Raw genomic sequence first — 17,076 nt, forward strand, 5'->3', positions numbered from 1 at the left:
CTCCTCAGATTTTGCCTACAAGATCAAGGCTTGGTTTCAGTGTTTCACCCGTTTCTTTCCATTTTGCCGGGCATACTTCGCCTGGATGCTGGCGTACATATTGTGCGGCTTTCACTTTGTCGATCCAAATGCTTGCGTCGCGGCCGATGCCGTCAGCGTTGATTTCAACCCCCTGGATGACGCCGTCCGGATCGATCAGGAAAGTGCCCCTGTCGGCAACGCCTTCTTCTTCGCGCAATACATCGAACATGCGGGTGAGTTTTTGTGTCGGGTCGCCGATCATGGTGTATTCGATTTTGCTGATCGCTTCAGAATGGTCATGCCATGCTTTGTGCACAAAATGGGAGTCTGTTGAAACCGAGTAGACTTCCACGCCGAGTTCTTTTAAAGCGGCATAATGTTCCTGGAGATCTTCCAGTTCAGTAGGGCAGACAAATGTAAAATCAGCAGGATAGAAGCAGACAATGCTCCATTTTCCTTTGAAATTTTCATCCGTTACTTCGACAAATTCGCCGTTGCGGTATGCTTGTGCTTTGAATGGTTCAATTTTTTTGCCAATAAGGGACATCGTGCAATTCCTCCTTAAAATCATTTGTGTGAATGATCACGGTTTGCCGGCCCGGCCAGCAAACAATAATCATTTTAATTCAATACCAATTATTATATGGAATTAATTTCTTGTCAAGCAATTACACCCGGATTTCTATTTTATCGTTTCCGGATTTTAAATGATATAGTCATAAAACCATGATATTTATGTTTTTTATGCTGTTTCCGCCTCTTTTTTGCACGCTTGTAATTGAAAATCAGGGCAGATAATTGAAATTTTTTGCGCCCAAAGACTGCCGCTCTCCCATTTCACTATTGAGAATGCTTTTCAATGAATCAATACCAAAAAAGCCGGTGGCCGCAGCCATCAGCTTTTCCTTTTCCGCCTGTGGAAAACAGCGGTAAAAATCAAAATATGCAAAAACATAGCGCCATCCCCTGATCCGGTTTTGCTAGGTGGAATCTGTCTCCATAAAGATAAAGTCCAAACGTCTCTGATAACGGGCCATCGTCAACCGCTCCTTTCTCAAGATGTTTTTTTGCTTAAAAATGCCTTACTTGGAATGCTTCACGCTTCGCATTCATTTCATCGTACAGCCTGAAAACTTCTTCATCACGCTGCCTTTGTTCTGCTGTCTTTTTCAGCCGTTTAATCGTGACCGTAATAAAGATTAAATTTAATGTCATTTTTTCCACCTCCTTCAGGGCACAAAAAAGCCGCAGGACCGGCATGATCCCGCGGCTTTCCGGAAAAAAACCGCACGGATCAGGCAAATGCATCCTGCGGCTTGTGCGTCAAATTAAAAAATCAGCGCAAATTCAAACCGATACGGAGCGGATGCAGAACATGTTCAGTTGCAACTGCTGAAAATAGGATTGTGTATGCCATGTTCTCCAACCTCCTTTGAATTTGCTTACATAGGAAAGTATATCCAATTCCGGCGGGTTTGTAAACCGCAAATTGGCAAAAAAATAAAAAAAGGCCGAAAACCTTGTATGCCGGACAACCGTGTGCTTCGTTACTGCACCGCCCGGGTTACAAAGGCCCCTGCCTTTTCCATTATGATTTGCGATTATTCCGCTGTAAAAGTTGTGCGCCTTCTTCGCTTTTTAAAAGCCGTTTATGGTAAGCGCGTGAAATCGAGAAAAACAAAACAGATACGGCAACAAACCCGCTTGACGCAACGAGTAAAATTTTTGTCCCCAGTTCGGATTTCCCTTCGATCGGCATCACCGCACCCAAATATAAAAAGCCCGTCACAGCAAGCAGCACGATGCCGTACATTTTAAAATCCACCATTTTCACGTACATCGATTTCGCTTTCTTCAACCGCCTCACCCTTTCTATCAATCTGCTAAACCTACTCTATCACAGATGAAACATAAAAAAGACAAGTAATTACAGGAAAGAAAGGAAAAAAATGGGTCTACAGATGTTCAACAATACCCGTGACAAGATGGGCAGAGTTCACGGCCGCTGTTTCCAAATATTCATCAAAAGAGATCCCGGACTCCTGCCCTGCAATATCGGAAAGGGAGCGGATGATCACAAACGGGATGCCAAATTGCCATGCCACTTGGGCGACGGCAACGGCTTCCATTTCCACCGCCTGCACTTCCGGGAAGTGCTCCTTTACAGCCGCCGTTTTCGCAGGATCATCCATAAACGAGTCCCCGGTAGCAATCAATCCTTTCACAACCTGAATGCCAGGCAATTTCCCTGCGCAGCTTTCCGCAATCCGGACAAGTTTCTCATCCGCCAAAAAAGCGGGCGGCATTTGCGGCACTTGCCCGTATTCATAGCCGAATACTGTCGCGTCGACATCATGGTGGCGCACTTCCGTTGAAATGACGACATCGCCGACGTGAAGGGCGGAGTTTGCGCCGCCTGCTGAACCGGTATTGATTAAGCAATCCGGCGCGTATGTTTGCAGCAAAAGGCCGGTAGAAAGCGCAGCATTCACTTTCCCGATGCCGGATCGGAGCAAGATGACATCTTTCCCTCTCATTTTTCCCGCCGTATATTCATAACCGGCAATCGTTTTAACATGCGGATGCTCGATCTGCCCGCGCAAAATCGACACCTCTTCTTCCATTGCGCCGATGATTCCAATTTTCATATGACTCCCTCTTTCGTCCAAAAGTTCCAATCCCCATTATATAGCAAAAAAGCAGAAGTGGATACGGCTTGCCAAAAAAACAACGTCTGATACGATGAACATGGAGGTGTACGAAAATGGCATTTGAGCTTGACAGGATAGAGGATAAGATTGAATTTTTCGAAGCGGACCGGCTTGAGGCGCTCGAGAAAAAAATCAATGATCAAATCGAAGCCAATAAAACCCTGCTGCTCCGGGTGGCGTCTGTTTCACACCAAATGCAGTTTGACGCGGACGGCAGACCCCATTATTCCGCCGTCGTCCATTTTACGGCACAAAAATAAGCGGCACAGACGGCCGCTTATTTTTTATCGTTCTCGATCAATTCATACATCTTTGTGGGTTTCCAGCCTTTTCCGTCCACCCATGTCAAATAAACACGGTAGGTCGTATCGGCATTTTTCGCGGAAACCGTCCCGATCGCCTCATCGGTCGTTGCCCCATGCTCCAAAAACCAGACCGTCATATTGTCTTCCGGTATGCCTGTTGCATACGACAATGCCTTCAGCTTTTCCTTCCAGTCAAGGGAAGTGGATGAGGCGGAATAGACATGTCCGCCTGTTTGTTCGGTTCCGACCGGTTTCCAGCTGGAATCGGTAATGACTTCTTTCACATTCGGTTCATTGCTTTTTTCCACTTTACGGGTTGATTTTTTGCTGTCTTTGTCCGCCGTTTTTTTGGATGTATGAGATGATGTCGTTTCATGGCCGGACGAAGCAGTCTTTGTTACGGCCGCTTTCTTTTCCTTCGGTGCCGGTTTTGCGTTATCGTTCCCGGCGAAAAAAATGGAGTAAGCCACGATACAAATAAGCGCGATGACAATCACAATCAGGGTATTTAAAATGATGTTTGTTTTCCGCCGTTTTGACTGCTGCATGGCCTGTTTCCGTTCTTCACGGCTGTAAAATTCAGGCAAGGTCATCCCTCCATTTCCTGGCCTTATCATACCACGGTTTTACCGAATCGAAAAGGCGCACAAAGAAAATTCGGCGGGCATGGCCCACCGCAATCTGGATGTGATAAGCGTTTGCAGCAGGCCGTATCCTTTACAACATGCACCTTGGAACACCTGCGCACCCGCTCCGGATTATTGAATCGAGATGATTTTGACTCTCATATCCCCGCCCGGCGTCTGAACCGTGACTTCCTCTCCGACGCTTTTCCCGAGCAGGCTTTTTGCGATCGGGGAATCGTTTGAAATCTTTCCTTCAAACGGATCAGCTTCGGCGCTTCCGACAATCGTGTACGTTTCTTCTTCCCCGTCCGGCAATTCCACAAACGTAACGGATTTTCCGAGCGATACCGTATCTGTCCCGTCATCTTCAATGATTTTCGCGTTGCGGATCATGTTTTCAATCGTCGTAATGCGGCCTTCCACAAAAGCCTGTTCTTCTTTCGCGGAGTCGTACTCGGAATTTTCGGAAAGGTCCCCGAAACTTCTGGCAATTTTAATCCGTTCGACGACTTCTTTCCGTTTGACCGTTTTTAAATATTCCAATTCCTGTTCCAATTTTTCTTTCCCGTCCTGGGTCATCGGGTAAACTTTTTCCTGAGCCAAATCCCTTCACTCCTATATCTCTTAGTTATCAAATGTGTATGCGTTTCAACATACAAGATGACGCTTTCTGCAAGCGGCTGTGTTTTTTCCACCATGTTGTTTAGCGCGCCGAAAAGATTCCGGCGCGCTCACCATGTATTCTAAATAATCGTATTACAAAAAAGACTTTTGTTCAAGGATGGATTGCAATTTTGTCACGACTAAATCAATCGCCACCCGGTTCTGCCCGCCTTCCGGGATAATGACGTCCGCATATCTTTTAGTCGGCTCGATGAACTGGTTGTGCATCGGCCTGACCACCGTAATATACTGCTCGATGACCGACTGGAGCGTCCTGCCGCGCTCTTCGATATCCCGTTCAAGCCGCCGGATGATCCGCAAATCGGCATCGGTATCGACATACAGCTTAATATCCATTAAGTTGCGCAATCTCTCATCTTCCAATACTAAAATGCCTTCCAAAATAATGACATCTTTCGGTTCCACATGGATGGTGCGGCTAGCGCGCGTATGTTTGGAAAAATCGTAAACCGGTTTTTCAATTGCCTCATAAGAAAGCAGTTTATGCAGATGCTCAATGAACAGGTCATTGTCAAATGCAAACGGGTGGTCATAATTTGTTTTCAGCCTTTCTTCAAACGGGAGATGGCTTTGATCTTTGTAGTAAAAGTCCTGTTCAAGCACCAGAATGGAGTGTCCCTTCAAGCTTTCGTAAATCGCCCGGGTTACGCTTGTCTTCCCGGACCCGGAGCCCCCGGCCACGCCGATCACAGCCGGCTTTCGTTCCATTTCCTTCACCTCTTCATACTGACTGCCAATCCATCTCCGACTGGGAAAATCGCGGTGATAAATTGCTCATGCTGCATTAACCATTCGTTGTAGCTTCTGATTTTCCGCACCAGATTGCTGACTTGCTTCTTTGCGATGAAGTCTTGTACCACAAGGCCTTTAAATAGCACATTATCCGTGTATACACATCCCTTTTCCCGCAGAAAAGGCGTAAACGAATCAAAAAATTTCCGGTACTGCCCCTTTGCCGCATCAATAAATATCGCATCGTACGGGCCGAGTTCCCGGGTCTTTTGGATGACGTCGGAAGAAAGTGCATCCCCTTTCAGCAGGCGGATCCGCCGGGATAAAGGGGTGCGGGCAAAATACGCATTTGCCTGGGCAACCCTTTCTTCTTCGCGTTCAATGGTGACGATTTTTACATTCGGAAGCGCATCTGCCATTTTCAGGGCCGAATACCCGATCGCCGTCCCGATTTCAAGCACGCTTTCCGGCTTCTGAATCCTTAACATCTGGCAGAGTGTTTCCATTCCGATCGGATCCATAATCGGAATATGCTCTGATTTTGCAAAAGACGCCATTTCTTCAAAAAGAGGATCTTTCTTTTGCATCAACTGTTCTATATACGCTTCGACCGGGCCGTTCATCGCTGGGCCCTCCGGCATAAACACATTTCCATAACTTCTCCCTGCTTCTCAAAAAAATTCCGCTTATTATCGTAGCACATTTCAAACGGGAAAGCGAATGTTTACCGTTTCGCCTTCGCAATGTACTTTTCCTTTAAAGCATTATGTTCCTTCAATGTCTTGGCAAAATAGACTTTTCCTGTATCCACATTTGCAAGAAAATAGAGATAATCGGTTTTTTCGGGCTTGAGCGCAGCCTTGATCGATTGTTCTCCGGGACTTGCAATCGGGCCCGGCGGCAGGCCTTTATGTTTGTACGTGTTATAAGGGGAATTCACCCGCAAATCTTTATACGTCACTTTTTCTTTATGCCGGTTTAAAGCATACAGTACGGTCGGGTCCGTCTGCAGCGGCATGTTCTTCTTTAATCTGTTGTAAAAGACGCTTGAAATTTTTGCCCTGTCCGCTTTTTCAGTTGCTTCTTCCTCGATAAGTGAAGCCATCGTAAGCAGTTTGTGTGGCGTTAAACGGGCCTGTGTGCTTTGCCCGGCGTAAGCGGAAAAAACCGCATTTGTTTTAGCCACCATCGTTTCCAGTACGGCATCAAGCGGCACATGCTGATCATAAAACGAATAGGTCGCCGGAAAAAAGTAGCCCTCGAGCGGATGCCGGATCTGCTGATTGAAAACTTCTTTTGTCACAAGGCGCGGATATTTTTTCATCAAATGTTGTACAAAAGCAGGGTCATCTGCCCGCTTGAGCACCTCTTCTTTCCGGAAGGAGCTGTGTTTTTCGATGATCTCCGCAATTTCCTCAAGGCCGGCCCCTTCCGGCACGGTAAAGCGGATTGCGGCAATACCGCCTTTTTGCATGCCGCGGACGATCGTGCTTGTATCCATGGACGGTGACATTTGATAAGTGCCTGCCTTTAAACCGGACTGGCGGTGGGATTTCGCATAAATCGCAAAAGCCCAGGCATTTTGGATGATCCCGTTTTTTTGCAAAATATGCCCGATCTCCGTTACCCCGGAGCCGGGCGGAATCGTGACGAGTTTTGTCTTATGGTTGCCGGGCTCCGCCGGTTTCAGCGCCGACACGTAAAAAAAGGCTGCCCCTCCGAAAACAACAACAGCCAGCATGATGATGCATGCGGCTATCCATAATTTCGGTTTCTGCTTCATTTTTTGAAGCAACATTTGAAACGGATTTTCCTTTCCGGCCAAAACAGAATCTTCCTCTCAATAAGAAAAATCTTAAAACAAGTACAGAAAGCCATTTTCGGCTTTTTTCCTGTCCATTATACTACAAATTTCGCCAAGTTTTATTTCATTTTCTTTTCAAAAGGGAATATCCATTCCGGCAGACGGAAAATGCACACGGTTTGTCCCGTGTGCATGTTAAAGATCCGTTTATGCTTCTTCTTCATCGAGAAACGTATTCAGCATTTCCTCGATCATTTCCCACTCTTCATCGGTTTCAATCGGCTGGAGGTCCCCTTCTGTGCCGTCTTCATTTTCCACATAGGCGGAAGCATGGATTTCAATGCTTTCATCTTCGTCTTCTTCCGCGCCAATCGGATAGTACAGAACGTACGATTTTCCGAAATCTTCGGATTCAAACGTAAAAAGCACTTCATACAATTGTTCGTTTCCGTCTTCGTCCACTACGGTAATATGCTGGTGGTCTTCGTGGTCATGTTCATGGTTATGTGTCATTTCTTCACCCCATTAAGTTTGGCTGTCAAGGAATCCTTGCAAAATTACACTTGCCGCCATTTTATCGATTACTTTTTTTCTTTTTTTACGGCTGACATCGGCTTCCAGTAATATTCTTTCCGCCTGCGCCGTGCTTAAACGTTCGTCCCATAAAATAACGGGCAGATTGAGCCGTTTTTTTAATTCTTCAGCATAAACCTTTGAGGCCTCTGCCCGCGGGCCGATCGTGTTGTTCATATTTTTCGGGAAACCGACGACAATTTTTTCGACGCCGTGGATTTGTGCGAGCTCAGCGACCCTGTCGAAACCGAAATTGCCCTTTGCTTCATTGATGGCAATCGTTTCGATGCCTTGGGCAGTCCAGCCCAGGGCATCGCTGACCGCCACACCGACGGTTTTCGAACCGACATCAAGGCCCATAATTTTCAATTTAATCCCCCGCGATGTTGTTTCAAATACGATTTGACCAGTTCTTCGATAATTTCATCCCGCTCCAGTTTGCGAATCATATTCCGGGCATCCTGATGGCGCGGGATATAAGCCGGGTCGCCCGAGAGAAGGTATCCGACAATCTGGTTAATCGGATTATAGCCTTTTTCCTGCAGCGCGCTGTATACATGAAGCAAAGCTTCCTTGACCTCGTGTTCCGTCGGTTCTTCCGGAAAATTAAATCTCATCGTTTCATCGAATGAGCTCATTATCGCAGCACCTCTCTACTAAAGCTTGGCTTTTTTTAGATGTTCCGGTTTACACAAATTTTAAAGGTGCATTTTCCGTTTTCTGCCTGAAAACGATCCGTGTAAACAACCAGCTTTGTTTCATTGTACACTACTTTTTGCGCGAATCAAACGGATTTTACCCATTCTTCTACAATTTGTAATGCGGCATCAATTTGTTCAGGCTGTTTGCCGCCGGCCTGCGCCATGTCCGGACGGCCGCCGCCCCCGCCGCCGCAGCGCGATGCCACTTCTTTTACAAGCTTCCCAGCATGGTACCCTTTTTCGACAAGGTCTTTGGTGACGCCGGCAATGAAGCTGGCTTTCCCGCCTGTTGCCGCAGCGAGGACAATAATCCCGCTTCCGAGTTTTTGTTTTAAATTGTCCGCCATATTGCGCAGCTGGTTCATGTCGCCGGCTTCGACTTTCGCCGCGAGCACATTTATGCCGTCTACCACTTTTACGCGGTCCACAAGCGATCCGGCTTCGATATTGGCGAGTTTTGCAGCCAGGGATTCATTTTCACGCTGTGCTTCTTTCAATTCCTGCTGGAGGGCGTCGATACGGCCCGGCAATTCTGTTGGTTTTGCTTTTAATTTGGCGCTTACCTCTTTTAAAAGGTGGAGCTGTTCCTGCATCAATCCGTAAGCATATTTTCCCGTCACCGCTTCAATCCGCCGGGTGCCGGCACCGATCCCGGATTCGGAGACAATTTTGAACAGGCCGATCTGGGCCGTGTTTGAAACATGGCAGCCGCCGCACAGTTCCAGGCTGTATCCGCCCATTTGAACGACGCGGACGATCTCCCCGTATTTTTCGCCAAACAGCGCCATCGCTCCCATTGCTTTCGCTTCGTCCAGTTTTTTCAAATCGGTTGTAACCGGCAGGCTTGCCCAAATTTTTTCATTGACAATCGTTTCAATTTTTTCGAGTTCTTCTTCTGTCACCTGCCCGAAATGCGAGAAGTCAAAACGGAGGCGCCCCGGTTCGACAAGCGATCCGGCCTGGTTAACATGAATTCCGAGCACATCTTTCAATGCCTGGTGTAACAGATGGGTGGCGGAGTGGTTCTTTTCCGTGTCGCGGCGTTTTGCCCCGTCCACCTGTGCAAATACTTCCTGGCCGGTTTTGATGGTGCCCGATACGACAACGCCCTGATGCAGATTTTGGCCGTTCGGTGCTTTCTGCACATTTGTGACCTCTACTTTCAGCCCTTCTGCTGTCAAAGTGCCGTTATCGGCAATCTGGCCGCCGCTTTCCGCGTAAAAAGGAGTTTTATCCAAAATGAACTGGATTTCATCTCCGCTTACAGCCGACTCTGTGATGTCACCGTCTTTTAAAAGGACAGCGACATGTGCCGTCCCCTCCAGGTGGTCATAACCGATAAATTCGCTTTTCACTGTAATATTGCCGAGCACGCCGCCTTGGACGGACATCGATTCTGCCTGCTGGCGGGCGTTGCGTGCGCGTTCACGCTGCCGCTCCATTTCTTTTTCAAAGCCTTCATGATCGGCACGGAGCCCCTGGTCGTGCGCATACTCTTCTGTCAGTTCAACAGGGAAGCCGTACGTATCGTAAAGCATGAAAATATCTTCACCCGGCAGCTGTTCTAAGCCGTTTTTCTTTGCCGCCCTGATCCGTTCTTCCAAAATGGAAAGCCCTTCGTTCAGCGTTTCCTGGAAACGTTCTTCTTCGGAACGAACCACTTTTTGCACAAAATCGGCATTTTTTTCCACTTCCGGATAATAGGAATTCATAATCCGGCCGACCGTCGGCACAAGCTTGTACATAAAAGCGCCGTGAATATCGAGCTGAATGGCGTATCGAACCGCCCGGCGCAAAAGCCTGCGTAAAACATAGCCGCGGCCTTCGTTTGACGGCAGTGCCCCGTCCGCAACCGCAAAGGCAACGGTGCGGATATGGTCGGCAATTACTTTAAATGCCGTATCCGCCTCTTTATTTCCGGCACGGTATTTTTTGCCGGAAATTTTTTCAACCTCTTCAATAATCGGCATGAACAGGTCGCTGTCATAGTTGGTATCGACCCCTTGCAGCACGCATGCCATCCGTTCGAGGCCCATCCCGGTATCAATGTTTTTCTTCGGCAGCTCCGGATACTCGCTGCGCGGAACCCCTGGTATCGCATTAAACTGGGACAGCACGATATTCCAGATTTCAATATAGCGGTCGTTTTCAATATCTTCCTGAAGGAGCCGGATGCCTAACCGTTCCGGGTCGTATTTTTCGCCGCGGTCGAAGAAAATTTCCGTATCCGGCCCGGATGGCCCTTCGCCGATTTCCCAGAAATTGCCCTCAAGCGGGATAATATGATCCGGGGACACCCCGGCTTTTTTCCAGCATGCAATCGAATCCAGGTCATCGGGATAAACGGTGACATACAATTTTTCTTTTGGCATGCCAAACCATTTGTCGGAAGTCAGGAGCTCCCATGCCCAGGCAATCGCTTCTTCACGGAAATAATCCCCGATTGAAAAGTTGCCGAGCATTTCAAAAAATGTATGGTGGCGCGCCGTTTTTCCGACATTTTCAATATCGTTTGTCCGGATTGCTTTTTGCGCGTTGACAATGCGCGGGTTTTCCGGAATGATCGTTCCGTCGAAATATTTTTTCAAAGTGGCCACACCGCTGTTAATCCAAAGCAGCGACGGGTCATTGACCGGGATCAGCGAAGCGCTCGGTTCGACTTTATGCCCTTTTTCCTTAAAAAAGTCCAAAAACATGCTGCGGATTTCCGCACTTGATCTTTTTTTCATGAGAAAACCTCCTCTGTGATTTATGAAAACCGGAACCCCTGGACGCAAAAAAGCCCCCATCCCGGACAGGGACGAGAGGCTTGCTCGCGGTACCACCCTGATTAAAGGCAAAAAACGCCTTTCTCTTTGGGTGCCGGTAACGGGGCAAAACGGCAGGGTTTGGCTGCACTCCGGATTAGCGTTCTGTTATCCTTCATTTTGGAATTTCTTTCAGCCGCGGAAATTCCTCTCTGGGCCGTGCATCACGGTTTAAAATGGGCGATAACATACTCGATCTTTCTTCGTTTTTTGATATGCAGTTCTGTCAATAGGAACGGCCTGTGCCACGCAATTTCTAAGCCATCCGGACAAATCCCTGTCCGAAAAGCCCGTTTTGCCAACAGGACACGTATGTTCATGGGTAAATTATAAAAAAGTTTACTCCGGTTTGTCAACTTGATTCGTGCGGCCTGAAAAGCGCAAAGTTTTGCGAGCATGGATGATGGCCACTTTCAGCACGGCAAGCGCCGGCACAGCGAGAATCAGTCCTGCGATCCCCGCGATTTCCTCTCCCGCGATCAAGGCGATGATGATAAACAGCGGGTGAAGATGCAAAGATTTCCCGACAATAAAAGGGGAAAGGATATTGCTTTCAATAAATTGCAGGACGAACACAATGATGACGACATAAAGGACAAATTTTAATGAAATGGTCGCCGCAATAACCGAAACGGGAATGGCGCCCAAAACAGGGCCGAAATACGGAATGACATTGGTGACCCCGATGATGATACCGAGTAAAATCGGGTATTTCATGCCAAGGATGGCAAATGCGACAAAAGAAAGAAAGCCGATCAACAGGCAGTCCAAAAGCTGGCCGCGGAGATAGCCACCGATCGACCGGTCGACATCGCGAATAAATTCTGCTGCGGACGGCCGCCATTTTTCCGGCGTCAATGCCAGTGCCGCTTTTTTGACATGTTCAAAATCTTTCAGAAGGTAAAATGAAATAAACGGAATGACGGCAAGCGCAATGGCGTAATTGACAAGTTGCATCAGCATATTGATTGAATTTGAAACATTTGCAGAGAGCCATAATTCAAAGCGTTCAATGCGCTCGTCAATCTGGTCCTGAAGCCCGTCCGGCCAGTGCTTCATCGATGTTTGCAAGTAAACAACGCCGTCCCTGTACTGGTCGGCAAACTGCGGCAGATGTTCCGACAGATCGTTCATTTGGGCGATCACAAGCGGCAGCCCTCTGTAAATGCCGTAAGCGGTGCCGCCAAAAAACAAAATATAGATAATCAGGATAGCAAGCCCTCTCGGCAGCCCATTTTTATAAAGAAATTCAACAAGCGGGTGGAGGATGTAAGCGATAAAACCGCCGATCAAAAGCGGCAGGCATACCGCCAATGTGACGTGCAATACGGGCGCCCAAAAAGGCTTGAGCAAAAGCAGCACATATAAAATAACCAGGATGAATAACAGCCAAAATAATTTATACAGCCATGTACCGCGAAACCGTTGCATAAAAAAACCTCCCTCCTTCAAGTGTTTGCGAAAGAGGGAAGTTTATGAGGATTTTTATCACCGATCCAATGCAGCAACCTTTGGGACAACTGAAATACGGAGGGCGCATACACCTTATGAACGAGCTGCCGGCGAACAGGGGTATCCGCCATTTGGCATGATGCATCCGTGCGTTCCATTTCGGCCGCTGGCGTCTGGCGAGGGAAACGGGGCCGGGGTTTTTTACCGGGTATGCAGATTTAACGGAATGCCTTGCGCACCCGCTTTGCCATATTCCGCATCTGCCGCCTGTCCGCGAAGCCATTCTTCGCCATTTGGGCGGCGACAATCCCCGCACCAAAACCGGCCGCAGCCATCAGCATTTTGTTCATTTTCCCCATTCCCTCCATCAGCTCAGTTTGCGCGCTTCTTCCTCAAACAAATCATCCAAAGAGCTCAATGTGCCGTCTTCTTCCACCTGATGGGTATGGATCGTATTTTTTGCAATCGACAGTTCAATAAAACAGTTCCAGCAGTAATACTGGTTCACGCCGATTTTTCCGATGTCCTTGCTCCGGCAATTCGGGCATTGCATGGTAAGCACCTCGCTTTCAAGCGCCATTTTTGCTTACCAATATGCCCAATTTTTCCAAAAAGCATACGTCAAACCGGCATGTATCGTTTGCCGGGGCGGACGGGCGGCATGCAAGGGAACGGTTCCCAGCGTATGATCGCCCATTCCGGAAAAAATATAGAAAACCAACAACAGGAAGTGACATGTATGCAAAACATTAAACCGCTTTTGATTAAAATCGCCGGGCATTTTATTTTGTTGTATTTGGTGCTCGGCCTCATTTACGGCATGTCTTTTTTCGGTGTGCTGTTTACAGCGCTGCTTCTTGGCGTCATTTCTTATTTTTTGGCTGATCTCGGCCTTCTTCCGCGCACAGCGGATTGGTTTGTGCTGATCTCAGACTTCGGGCTTGCATTTTCTGTCATCTGGGGGATGACCCGGTTTTTCGCCCACAACAATTTGCCGGGGCTTCCGGTTTCGCTCGGTGCTGCCGTCGTCATCAGCGTATTCGAATATTTTTATCACCAATATCTGGCCGACTATGTGCTCCAAAAAGGGGTCCCGCGGCGGAGCAAAGCATCAAGCCTCCGGTATGGTACGGAAACAGCAGAGGAAATCCGCCCAGAAACGGAAAAGAAACAGCAATAAGGGCTTGCCTGGATGTTTTAAATGACACATGAACTGCTATATCTATCTTTAAGTTTAAAAATAATAAAGGATACGCCGGGGATAAAAATGTCCAAATCAGCCAGGCCCGGCCTGCCAGAAAGCTTGATTCCTGAGCCAAATCAAAAAGCAGCGGCCGGCCTCGCTGCTTTTTGATCTGCTTAATCCGCTTGGGGAGCCGTTTGCTTTTCTTCCGCGAAAGTGTACGGGGTAATGCCCGCCATGCCAATCATCGGGTCGACATGGTCCCAATTTTCTTCTGTCAGGGACAGGAGTGTCTTCGTCCCTTCCTCTATTTGTTCCGTTTTTAATGCTTCAGCCAGTTTTTCACACAGTGTCGTCTTCCGTTTTTGGTCATCTTCCCTTTCCACACCCATCCGGAAAGCCGGTTCTTCGCCAAGCAGAATTAAAATTTTTTTGCTTCTTGTGATCGCAGTATACAGCAAGTTTCGGCGCAGCATCCGGTAATAGCTGCGGACAACCGGCAAAATCACTACCGGGAACTCGCTTCCTTGCGATTTATGGATCGAACAGCAATACGCAAGCGTAATCTGGTTGAAATCAGGCTTCGTATACGTCACTTCAATCCCGTCAAAAGAAACGATGAGCATATCTTGTTTTTCCGTATTTTCTTTTGCGGTAAAAAGGGAGACAATCTCGCCGATATCGCCGTTATACACTCCGTGTTCCGGCTGGTTGACAAGCTGCAGCACCTTATCGCCGATCCGGTAAACCGCGTCCCCGTGCTTCAGCTCTTTGCGGGCGCCGTTCTCATTCGGATTAAAAATATTTTGCAACAGGCTGTTCAGACGGTCAATGCCGGCCGGCCCTCTGTACATCGGCGCCAGCACCTGAATGTCTTTTGCCGTATAGCCTTTCCGTTTCGCGCTTTTCACCACTTTTTCCACCGCTTCCGCCACCTGGCCGGAAGAACAGCGGATAAACGAACGGTCTGCCTGCATTTGAAAAATATTTTCCGGAATACGCCCATTTTTGACATGGTGAGCCAGTTCAATAATCGAAGAACCATCTTTCTGCCTGTATATGTCTGTCAGCCTGACAACCGGGATGGCGCCCGATTTCAATAAATCTTTCAGCACCTGGCCTGGACCGACGGACGGCAGCTGGTCTTCATCCCCGACCATGATGACTTGGATTTCATCCGGCAGCGCCTTTAACAGCTGGTTCGCAAGCCATGTATCGACCATCGACATTTCATCAATGATGACGAGCTTGCCTTCTACTTGCCGTTCCTCTGAATCGTCCAGGTCCTCCATGCCGGTCATGCCGAGCAGGCGGTGGATCGTCATCGCCGGCAGACCGGTTGATTCCGCCATTCTTTTCGCGGCCCTCCCTGTCGGCGCCGCGAGGACAATCGGAAATGCCTCATCTTTTTTATAGGTTTGCGGGTCAAGCGAAACGCCGTGCAATTCGCCGTACAGTTCCACAATCCCTTTAATGACCGTTGTTTTCCCTGTGCCGGGTCCGCCCGTTAAAATCATCATCGGGCTCATCAGCGCTTTTTGGATGGCTTCCTTTTGCGACGGGGCATACTCGACGCCGAGCCGTTCTTCAAGGCTGCCCAGGGCAAGCAGGAATTCCGACTCCGGGAACTGTTCCGCATACTCGGTTTGCGACATTATCCGCTCAATATTGGAAACGATTCCTTTTTCCGAAAAATAGAGGGACGGAAGATAGACTTTGTCTTCTTCCATGATCACTTTGCTCTCTTCCTGCAGTTTTACCAGCTCATTTTCAATCAGGCCGACCGGGATTTCAACATTCTGGTACTCTTCCAAAAGGGCCTTGACATCCTGCGCAAGTTCTTCTTTCAGGACGTACACATGGCCATGCTGCATGCTTTCCATTTCCAGCATGTAACAGCAGCCGGCCTGGATACGGTGCGGATGCGTCCCGCTGATGCCGAGCTGCCGGCCGAGTTCATCGGCCCGCCCGAAACCGATGCCTTTGATATCATCGACGAGCCGGTACGGATTTTGTGCGATCATTTCGAGCGCCTCATCCTCGTAAACCTGGTAAATGCGCATCGCAATCTGCGGCCCGAAACCGTATTGCGCAAGCCCGATCATGACACGTTCAAGCCCCTGGTGTTCAACCAACGTATCATGGATCAGCTGTGCTTTTTCCGGCGCCAGTTTTGGTACTTCGTCAAGGGCGGCGGGATTTTCCAATATTTTGCTGATCGCATTTTCACCGAGCACGCCAACGATCCGCTCCGCCGTTTTTTTGCCGATGCCGTTGAATAAATCACTGGAAAGATACTCAACAACACCCTGCTTTGTATTGGGAATGTCCTTCTGAAAGCGGTTTGCCTGGAATTGGGGGCCGAATTTCGGGTGTTCCTGCATTTTTCCAAAAAAGGTGTACGTTTCCTGTTCATGGATGCGCGGAAAATAGCCGGTAATGACCGTTTCCTTTTCTTCCATCCCGGTATTGGTCTCTTCAACCCGCACACGGATGACGGAATACAAATTTTGCTCGTTATGGAAAATGGTCGCGAGATGCTTTCCTTTTATAAAATTTTCCTGGTCCTGGAATAAATCCATCGCATGCTGTTTTTCCAATTTCATCACCTTACAGCGTTTCAATGTCTTTCAGTTTTTCAACCATTTTCAGGCCGTATCCCGAAAGCAGATGACCAGGCTGAATCTCCACCGCTTTTTTGAAATAACGGGCCGCTTTCTCCAGGTCGCCAAGGAATTGCATATAAATCGCGCCTGCATTGTATAAAGCATCCGTATGTTTTGGGTCCTGTTCCAGCACTTTTTGAAATTGTTCCAGCGCTTCATCCGCGAAATTGGATTTGACGAGGGAGAGCGCATACTGGAACCTCGCTTCCGTATCCCCTTCGCCCAGTTCGACGCTCCTTTGCAAATACGGCATGGCAAAGCGCGGATTGCCGAGCATCATAAAACACATGCCGAGCATAAAATACGTATCTTTGTCCTTAAGCCCGAGCCGGATTGCTTTTTCAAAACAGCCGGCAGCCGCTTCATAGTGCCCCTCTTCGTATTGGATTGTGCCAAGGCTGTAAAAGGGGGCGGGAAGTTCTTTCAATTCCAGCGCTTTCCGGTAAAAATTCTGCGCTTTTTCCCGCTCGCCTGCAGCAAGCAGCACATCGCCGAAATGGATATAGCCGACCGGGTCGTCCGGATTGTCTTCGATCGCTTCATTAAACCATTTCAGCGCTTCATCATATTTTTTATCTTGCAAGGCCTTCATACCGCGTTCATGCTTGTTCATTTCGTACACTCCTGATTGATGATACGAGTATTATAACATAAAATGAATCCCTTCACTTTTTTAACGAACCCCGGCATTTTGTGAGGGCTTGCTTTTGCACCTCCCGCGCCCGGCCCGGATGATGGGCTTCTCAGGCTATATGAAGGGCGAGGCGCTTTTTACATCAGCGCGCGAGGCGGTCGTCTTTTCGGGCTGTAT

The 17,076-nt window shown here is 48.3% G+C and carries 20 protein-coding genes; 2 read left to right on the plus strand and 18 right to left on the minus strand.

Annotation, left to right across the window (positions count from 1 at the left end; all coding sequences use genetic code 11):
- Window positions 1–4: 4 nt before the first annotated feature.
- The 4 genes from ahpC to mtnN all read right to left on the minus strand — a co-directional run bounded on the left by ahpC (window position 5) and on the right by mtnN (window position 2,669).
- Window positions 5–568, minus strand: coding sequence for an alkyl hydroperoxide reductase subunit C (gene ahpC / locus NSU00_RS09400; protein ID WP_013859741.1), 564 nt, complete (start codon window positions 566–568; stop codon window positions 5–7).
- A gap of 524 nt (window positions 569–1,092) precedes the next feature.
- Entirely contained in the window at window positions 1,093–1,236 is a 144-nt protein-coding gene (locus NSU00_RS09405) for a YrzI family small protein (protein WP_013859742.1), read from the minus strand.
- Window positions 1,237–1,609: 373 nt separating this feature from the next.
- The gene (locus NSU00_RS09410) at window positions 1,610–1,888 is read right to left on the minus strand and encodes a YrhC family protein (protein ID WP_230951705.1); all 279 of its coding nucleotides are present in this window, start codon (window positions 1,886–1,888) and stop codon (window positions 1,610–1,612) included.
- 88 nt (window positions 1,889–1,976) lie between these two features.
- Window positions 1,977–2,669 carry a 5'-methylthioadenosine/S-adenosylhomocysteine nucleosidase gene (gene mtnN, locus NSU00_RS09415; RefSeq protein ID WP_340702729.1) on the minus strand — a complete coding sequence of 231 codons (693 nt, stop codon included), beginning with the start codon at window positions 2,667–2,669 and terminating at the stop codon, window positions 1,977–1,979.
- 116 nt (window positions 2,670–2,785) lie between these two features.
- Between mtnN and NSU00_RS09420 the strand changes: the two genes are divergently transcribed.
- Window positions 2,786–2,992: a YrzA family protein gene (locus NSU00_RS09420; RefSeq protein ID WP_014097926.1), complete on the plus strand. Its 207-nt coding sequence runs from the start codon at window positions 2,786–2,788 to the stop codon at window positions 2,990–2,992.
- Between the two features lie 17 nt (window positions 2,993–3,009).
- On the opposite strand, the gene NSU00_RS09425 is transcribed toward NSU00_RS09420, so the two are convergent.
- From NSU00_RS09425 to NSU00_RS09480, 12 genes are all read right to left on the minus strand, one after another.
- Window positions 3,010–3,624: a DUF1510 family protein gene (locus tag NSU00_RS09425; RefSeq protein WP_340702730.1), complete on the minus strand. Its 615-nt coding sequence runs from the start codon at window positions 3,622–3,624 to the stop codon at window positions 3,010–3,012.
- A gap of 171 nt (window positions 3,625–3,795) precedes the next feature.
- A complete protein-coding gene (gene greA / locus NSU00_RS09430; protein ID WP_013859748.1) occupies window positions 3,796–4,266 on the minus strand; it encodes a transcription elongation factor GreA in 471 nt (156 codons plus the stop codon).
- A 153-nt stretch (window positions 4,267–4,419) separates the two neighbouring features.
- Window positions 4,420–5,055 carry a uridine kinase gene (gene udk / locus NSU00_RS09435; protein ID WP_019720819.1) on the minus strand — a complete coding sequence of 212 codons (636 nt, stop codon included), beginning with the start codon at window positions 5,053–5,055 and terminating at the stop codon, window positions 4,420–4,422.
- A 5-nt stretch (window positions 5,056–5,060) separates the two neighbouring features.
- Complete coding sequence (locus tag NSU00_RS09440) at window positions 5,061–5,702, minus strand: O-methyltransferase (RefSeq protein ID WP_340702731.1); 642 nt, start codon at window positions 5,700–5,702, stop codon at window positions 5,061–5,063.
- Between the two features lie 101 nt (window positions 5,703–5,803).
- Window positions 5,804–6,904 (minus strand): endolytic transglycosylase MltG, encoded by a 1,101-nt coding sequence (gene mltG, locus NSU00_RS09445; RefSeq protein WP_340702732.1) that lies wholly within the window; start codon window positions 6,902–6,904, stop codon window positions 5,804–5,806.
- Between the two features lie 186 nt (window positions 6,905–7,090).
- A complete protein-coding gene (locus NSU00_RS09450) occupies window positions 7,091–7,396 on the minus strand; it encodes a DUF1292 domain-containing protein (RefSeq protein ID WP_013859752.1) in 306 nt (101 codons plus the stop codon).
- A 12-nt stretch (window positions 7,397–7,408) separates the two neighbouring features.
- A complete protein-coding gene (gene ruvX / locus NSU00_RS09455) occupies window positions 7,409–7,825 on the minus strand; it encodes a Holliday junction resolvase RuvX (RefSeq protein ID WP_013859753.1) in 417 nt (138 codons plus the stop codon).
- On the minus strand, window positions 7,822–8,094 hold the full coding sequence (locus NSU00_RS09460) for an IreB family regulatory phosphoprotein (protein ID WP_019720823.1): 273 nt from the start codon (window positions 8,092–8,094) through the stop codon (window positions 7,822–7,824). Before NSU00_RS09460 ends, ruvX begins: the two co-directional genes overlap by 4 nt.
- A 146-nt stretch (window positions 8,095–8,240) precedes the next feature.
- Entirely contained in the window at window positions 8,241–10,886 is a 2,646-nt protein-coding gene (gene alaS, locus NSU00_RS09465) for an alanine--tRNA ligase (protein WP_340702733.1), read from the minus strand.
- A gap of 417 nt (window positions 10,887–11,303) precedes the next feature.
- Window positions 11,304–12,395, minus strand: a complete 1,092-nt coding sequence (locus tag NSU00_RS09470) for an AI-2E family transporter (RefSeq protein ID WP_328013652.1) — start codon at window positions 12,393–12,395, stop codon at window positions 11,304–11,306.
- A 239-nt stretch (window positions 12,396–12,634) separates the two neighbouring features.
- Entirely contained in the window at window positions 12,635–12,766 is a 132-nt protein-coding gene (locus NSU00_RS09475) for a YrzQ family protein (protein ID WP_235962360.1), read from the minus strand.
- A gap of 17 nt (window positions 12,767–12,783) precedes the next feature.
- Window positions 12,784–12,996 (minus strand): hypothetical protein, encoded by a 213-nt coding sequence (locus NSU00_RS09480; RefSeq protein WP_013859758.1) that lies wholly within the window; start codon window positions 12,994–12,996, stop codon window positions 12,784–12,786.
- 159 nt (window positions 12,997–13,155) lie between these two features.
- Between NSU00_RS09480 and NSU00_RS09485 the strand changes: the two genes are divergently transcribed.
- Window positions 13,156–13,596, plus strand: a complete 441-nt coding sequence (locus NSU00_RS09485) for a YndM family protein (protein WP_258921399.1) — start codon at window positions 13,156–13,158, stop codon at window positions 13,594–13,596.
- A 179-nt stretch (window positions 13,597–13,775) separates the two neighbouring features.
- Here the strand turns inward: NSU00_RS09485 and recD2 are convergent, their stop codons facing one another.
- A complete protein-coding gene (gene recD2 / locus NSU00_RS09490) occupies window positions 13,776–16,199 on the minus strand; it encodes an SF1B family DNA helicase RecD2 (RefSeq protein ID WP_340702734.1) in 2,424 nt (807 codons plus the stop codon).
- A 10-nt stretch (window positions 16,200–16,209) separates the two neighbouring features.
- Window positions 16,210–16,878, minus strand: a complete 669-nt coding sequence (locus NSU00_RS09495) for a tetratricopeptide repeat protein (protein ID WP_013859761.1) — start codon at window positions 16,876–16,878, stop codon at window positions 16,210–16,212.
- Between the last annotated feature and the right edge of the window lie 198 nt (window positions 16,879–17,076).

The sequence above is a fragment of the Weizmannia sp. FSL W8-0401 genome (genome assembly GCF_038009125.1).
In the GTDB taxonomy this organism is placed as follows: Bacteria; Bacillota; Bacilli; order Bacillales; family Bacillaceae_C; genus Weizmannia; species Weizmannia coagulans.